The organism is uncultured Nostoc sp. (assembly GCF_937863485.1).
GTDB lineage: Bacteria > Cyanobacteriota > Cyanobacteriia > Cyanobacteriales > Nostocaceae > Nostoc.
Genome location: NZ_CALMFY010000108.1, coordinates 1 through 5,455, shown reverse-complemented (window position 1 = coordinate 5,455; position 5,455 = coordinate 1). Strand labels below are relative to the sequence as shown.

The window sequence follows — 5,455 nt, the reverse complement described above, 5'->3', positions numbered from 1 at the left end:
CTCTTGCCCCCTGCCTACACTTTCGCTTCTTGTTGTTGATACAAACAGTAGTAATAACCTTTGAGCGCCATCAATTGTTCATGAGTCCCCTGTTCTACCACAGCACCTTGATCCATCATCAAAATGACATCGGCATTGCGAATTGTGCTGAGGCGGTGGGTAATGAAAAACACTGTTTTACCTTGGAAGGCTTTCGCTAAGTTACCGCAGACTTGGGCTTCAGCATTGTAGTCCAACGCACTAGTAGCTTCATCAAGAATCAGTAATTGCGGATTTTGTAGAACAGTACGAGCGATCGCTACTCGTTGGCGTTGTCCTCCAGACAATCCCGAACCTCGTTCGCCCACACGGGTGTTATAGCCACTGGGTAAAGACATAATAAAGTCGTGGGCAAAAGCTACCTTGGCAGCGGTAATAATTTCTTCATCGCTAGCATCAGGATATCCCAAGGCAATATTTTCGCGGACTGTGCCATCGAATAGTAGGGTATCTTGTAACACCATACCAATTTGACGACGTAAGGAATAGAGTTCTACTTTACTGATATCGTAGCCATCAATCAAGATTTTGCCGGACTTGGGTTCGTAAAGTCTGGGTAATAATTTTAGCAGTGTGCTTTTACCGGAACCGCTTTGACCAACAATTCCGATAAAGGAGCCAGTAGGAAAATCTAAATTAATATTGGACAATTGCATCGGCCCATGTTCGCGGAAACTGAAGCTGAGATTTTCAAAGCGGACACTACCTTGAATACTGGGCATCAGAATATTTTGACAGTTGCCAATTTCTGTTTCTTGGGGAGTGTCTAAAATATCAGCAAGGCGTTGCAGAGATAGAGCGGTTTCTTGGAAGTTCTGCCAAAGTTGCATCAGGCGTAACAAGGGACTGGTGACATAACCAGCCAGGATGCGAAAAGCAATGAGTTGTCCCAAGGTGAGTTGCTGATTGAGGACGAGAAAAGCTCCCACCCACAGCACTAACATACTAGAAAACTTGTTGAGGAAGTTGCTAACAGAACTGGCGGTAGTTTGGGTTGAGACTGTTTTGAAACCAGCGCTGATGTAACGAGCATAACGTTCTTGCCATTGCCAACGCGATCGCATTTCTAAATTTTGCGCCTTGACTGTCTGCATTCCCCCCATCACTTCCACTAAATAAGATTGCGTCTCGGCATTGCATTCAGCTTTCTCTTGCAATTGTCGCCGCATCACAGGTGATACCATCAAGTTGAGCAAACCAAACAACGGTACTGTTGCCAAAGCAACTAATGTCAACACCGGGCTGTAAATCGCCATTACTACGATATAGACCACCGAAAACACCGCATCCATCACCACAGTTAGAGCTGTACCAGTTAAGAAAGAGCGGATGTTTTCCAGTTCATGAATTCGCGTAGCCAATTCCCCTACAGGACGGCGTTCAAAGTAAGATAATGGCAGACGCAACAGGTGATTAATCACCTCAGAACCAAGGGTAAGGTCAATCCGGTTGGTGGTATCTGTAAATAAATGAGTGCGGACACTGGTGAGTATTGCCTCGATGACTGCTATTACTAGCAAAAAGATGCCGAAAACTTCCAAGGTATCAGGACTGTTACCAACCAGTACTTTGTCAATAATCACCTGCGTGGCGAGAGGATTTACCAACCCAAACACTTGGATAACAATGGAAGCAATCAGTACTTCAATTAGAACTTTGCGGTAGCGCCGCAGTGAAGGTACAAACCAACTCAAACTAAACCGCGCCTTGGGAGTGTTTTTGGTGGTTTGTAGCAGCAGTACTTCTCCTTCAGCCCCCCAGTTTTCCGCAAAATCTCGTAATTTGTAGCGCAGTAGTCCCATTTCTGGAACCGCAATCAGTAATTCTTGATTGCTATTTTTGTAAATGATGGCAAAACTATCTTGCCAAGCAATCATAACTGGTAGTTGCAAGCGGCCGACTGCGGTGGCGGGAATTTTCACCATCTGTGTTGTCAACCCCATCAACTCGGCGGCGGCGGCGCAAAATTGCAGAGATATACTACCTTTGTGTTCTTGCTGCTTTGTCAACACCCGTTGCAGTGTATCTCTGCGCCAGGAGATATTAAAGTATTGGCTTAACATCTGGAAGCAAGCAAGGGAAGCATCCAGCGGCCCTCTACCCCGGATATAAGGATACTTCTTTTGTTTACCCTTAGCTGCTGGTTCTTCTGTGAGAGTAATTTCTGAGGCGTAGGGAATCTCTGCGGGTAAGAATGTTTTTGGTGTGGGGGCGAGATTTTCTCCAAGTATTGACTTGGGTAATCCCACCAGACGCATATTTGTATTAAATTTCAGCTTCGGGTTGAGTTCATCTAATTCTAAGCGACTACCCACAGGGAACTCAGGATCAAAATTACTGCTGACTAACCACAAAAATTCTGAGTCCAACTGCTGGCGAAAGACTTTGCGTGCAGGGATTGTTCGGATGATAGCAACTTCAGTTGCAGTCTGAGCAAGCTTAATTAAATTCTTGCTACCATCCGCGCGACGACTGAGTTCTTCGGTGAGCAGTTCATACACTTCTAAAAGAGTAATCTTATTTTGCAACGCTTGGACAAAAGCCTCTTCCTGCTTGAGTAACGTTAAAAAACCAGCAATAGGTAGATTGAGGGTGATAACTTCAGTAGAAGCGATCGCAGTTTCAGATGCAATACCCCGCACATGACTTACCCAACCCAAAACCTCTCCTGGTGAGAGTAACTTCAGTGTCGCCGGATTTTGTGCTTGGGAATTGTAGCTTAATAAACGCGCTTGTCCTTGGTAAATAATGCTAATTTGATCGGGCATAGCTTCCCGTGCTACTATTACCTGACCAATCCGGTAGCGGAAGAATTGCACCTTGTTGAGCAAATTTTCTAAAACATTTGGTGGTAGATAATTGAAAGGAAACAAATCAGCAAGAAATTCTTGAATATCAACCGTTGTATTTGTCATCATCTTGCACCGTATTTTAATTTTTCTTCCTTCTTACTTTCTTCTCTGCCAGAGGCTGCGCGATTGCAGTTCGTTCCTTCACCCTATGCAGCTTCTTGAACCTGTGCTGATTTGGTGTTGATTCCCATCCAGATTTTTTCTTCTGGTGAAAGTTGATTCAGTTGCTGTTTAAACCAAGTTTCAAAATTTTCTTGCAGCAATCGTTGACGCATAAAATCGTCCAACTGGGCAGTGATAAACTTTTCCACACGGACAATCACCCATGATTCTCCAAAGGGAACGGGTGCTTGAACTATACCCACTTGACTTGTGCAAAGTAACTGAGCAAAATTGGGGGTAATAGTACCAAGTTCTACTGGCCCGATGATGCCATTTGTATCAGCTTCTGGGCCTTGAGAATATTCATGCGCCAGTTCAGCAAAAGATTGTTCTCCTTCTGTAATTCGGAAGAATAGCTCGTTGGCAGTTCCTCTATTTTCAGTCCGAATTAAAGAATAAATGACTTTATCAAAATGTCTTTTGTATTTGAGAAAGTAAGATTCTAGTTGATGTCCCCAAGTTACTTGCTTGAACTTTTCTACTCTGAGCTTTCGGGTTGCAAAAAGTTCTAATTGTTCTTGAGTCAAACTGTAACGTAAGCACCAATCTTGGATTTTTTGCTTGGTTGTCAAATCCCATTGCTGATAAAATTGCTCTAGAGCATGAGATGTTTCTGCTTGTGTGCAGATGATGGGTGCAATCGCAGATTCGATAATGGTCTGAGATAACAATTGCGGAATCAGGTTGTAACTAGCCAAGAAGGAAATAATTTCTGTAGGTAAAGGGGTGCTGCTGCTACGCCCGTCGTAGACATCGCCTATTTGTAAAGCTATCGTCATAATTGAATACTATTTTGTTGAAATATTTGATGAGTGCAGCTATAATTTTTGCAATGAAGCGGTATTTAGGTATAACTCTCTGCCGCTTGCATGATTTGCATTCCCTTGAAAGCATTGCCGTACAATTCTTTCAAGTACCACTCATTACTGCCGATGCCTAAACTTAAGCTTCAGTGGTGGTGAAGTGGTCAAAAGTTAAAGTGTAATTAGTTCTACCTTTAAATTGCTCGACTTGTAGGAAGTAATCACCAGATAGTTATTTAGTTAAGTCTGATGTAATTTTTTTATCTAGAGTGGGGAATAAAAGCGGCAAAGTTCAGGTATGATTCTCTGCCGCTTGCATGATTTGCATACCCTTGAAAGCATTGCCGTACAATGCTTTCAAGTACTACTCATCACTACCGATGCCTAAACTTAAGCAAAGGGGGTGCTGAACTGGTCGAAAGTCGCAGTGTAGGCAGTACTGCCAGAGAATTGATTTACCTGCAAGAAGTAGTCACCAGATTGGGTAATGTTTGAAATCAACTCTGACGTAGTACCAGCTCTAGCAGAACGTGTAACTTCATCTCCTGCATCGACAATGCGATTGTTATTAGAGTCCCGAATCAGTCGGATGTCAGCATCAGCGCTAAGTCCAGTCAAGCTAATGTTGACACCCCGGAATAATCCCAAAGAGAAGCTGTAAACATCTGCGGTGTTAGTGTTACTGATGTTACCAGAACGGGTGACATCAGCTGACAGGTTACCAAGTACAAATTCCTTCGGTAGAAGGTTGCTGTAATCAGATGTCGTATTGGGTGTAGTTGCAGACAAGTCTAAATCGTAAGAAACATCACCCGAACTACCTGAAGCAAAGCGAGATACTTCCGCAAAATAAGTACCTGCGTTGGCTCTAACGTTAATCGCGTCATCTTGGTTGCTTCCCCTAGCGGAACTGCTAACAAGTCCACTGGCTCGGTCAGTAGCGTCTAATATACCATTACCATTAACGTCCCGAAACAGTCTCAAGTCGGCATCATCGCCAGTGCTAATGTTGTTAAGAGACAAGTTGATGTTTCTGGTGCTGCCGATTGAGAACTTAAAGACATCTGTGGGGTCAGTTGTATTTAGATTGAAGCTATTGAAGGAACGAGCGGTGCTACCTAATGAACCAAGGCTTTGAAGACCCATTTTTTTATCCTTAAAATAGTGATTGTGTTTTGGTCAAATTCTGGTTAATTGTGGTTTTTAAAGATGTAAATCTTTAATTTGAACTGACATTTACTTAACTGCAATAGCTGATAATTTTATGCAAACAAGGGAATAAAATTGTATTGTTTACATTCAAACTTTAGCTGTTTGGTTTTGTGCTTGCCGCGTTCAGAACCTGTTGTTTAACCATGAATCTAAATTAAACTGTTTTTTCAATAAGCACAGCATGAAAAAGACATTAATAGTTAGGTGTTTGAAAGGAAATTAAAAGTGTTTTGTCTGATTAAGTCATAAAAAGTCTTATAAGAGACTTCCAGAGAATAAAATATACAGCTAATAAAAATGATAATTATTGTCCTAATGCCACAACTAGTTTTGTGCTATGAATTTACGTTTGGCTGCTCCTTTTAATGGGTGTGCAGTTTGCTTGAG

The 5,455-nt window shown here is 42.5% G+C and carries 3 protein-coding genes; all 3 read right to left on the bottom strand.

Annotated features, from left to right (window positions below):
- Nucleotides 1-14 precede the first annotated feature (14 nt).
- The 3 genes from Q0541_RS14490 to Q0541_RS14480 all read right to left on the bottom strand — a co-directional run bounded on the left by Q0541_RS14490 (nucleotide 15) and on the right by Q0541_RS14480 (nucleotide 5,002).
- Entirely contained in the window at nucleotides 15-2,954 is a 2,940-nt protein-coding gene (locus tag Q0541_RS14490; protein WP_298911413.1) for a peptidase domain-containing ABC transporter, read from the bottom strand.
- An 83-nt stretch (nucleotides 2,955-3,037) separates the two neighbouring features.
- A complete protein-coding gene (locus Q0541_RS14485; protein ID WP_298911412.1) occupies nucleotides 3,038-3,832 on the bottom strand; it encodes a peptidylprolyl isomerase in 795 nt (264 codons plus the stop codon).
- 414 nt (nucleotides 3,833-4,246) lie between these two features.
- The gene (locus Q0541_RS14480) at nucleotides 4,247-5,002 is read right to left on the bottom strand and encodes a PPC domain-containing protein (RefSeq protein WP_298911411.1); all 756 of its coding nucleotides are present in this window, start codon (nucleotides 5,000-5,002) and stop codon (nucleotides 4,247-4,249) included.
- Nucleotides 5,003-5,455: the final 453 nt, after the last annotated feature.

Excerpts from the sequence above, each read along its gene's own strand:
- Q0541_RS14480 (WP_298911411.1), bottom strand. The coding sequence starts at position 5,002 with ATGGGTCTTCAAAGCCTTGGTTCATTAGGTAGCACCGCTCGTTCCTTC.
- Q0541_RS14485 (WP_298911412.1), bottom strand. The coding sequence starts at position 3,832 with ATGACGATAGCTTTACAAATAGGCGATGTCTACGACGGGCGTAGCAGC.
- Q0541_RS14490 (WP_298911413.1), bottom strand. The coding sequence starts at position 2,954 with ATGACAAATACAACGGTTGATATTCAAGAATTTCTTGCTGATTTGTTT.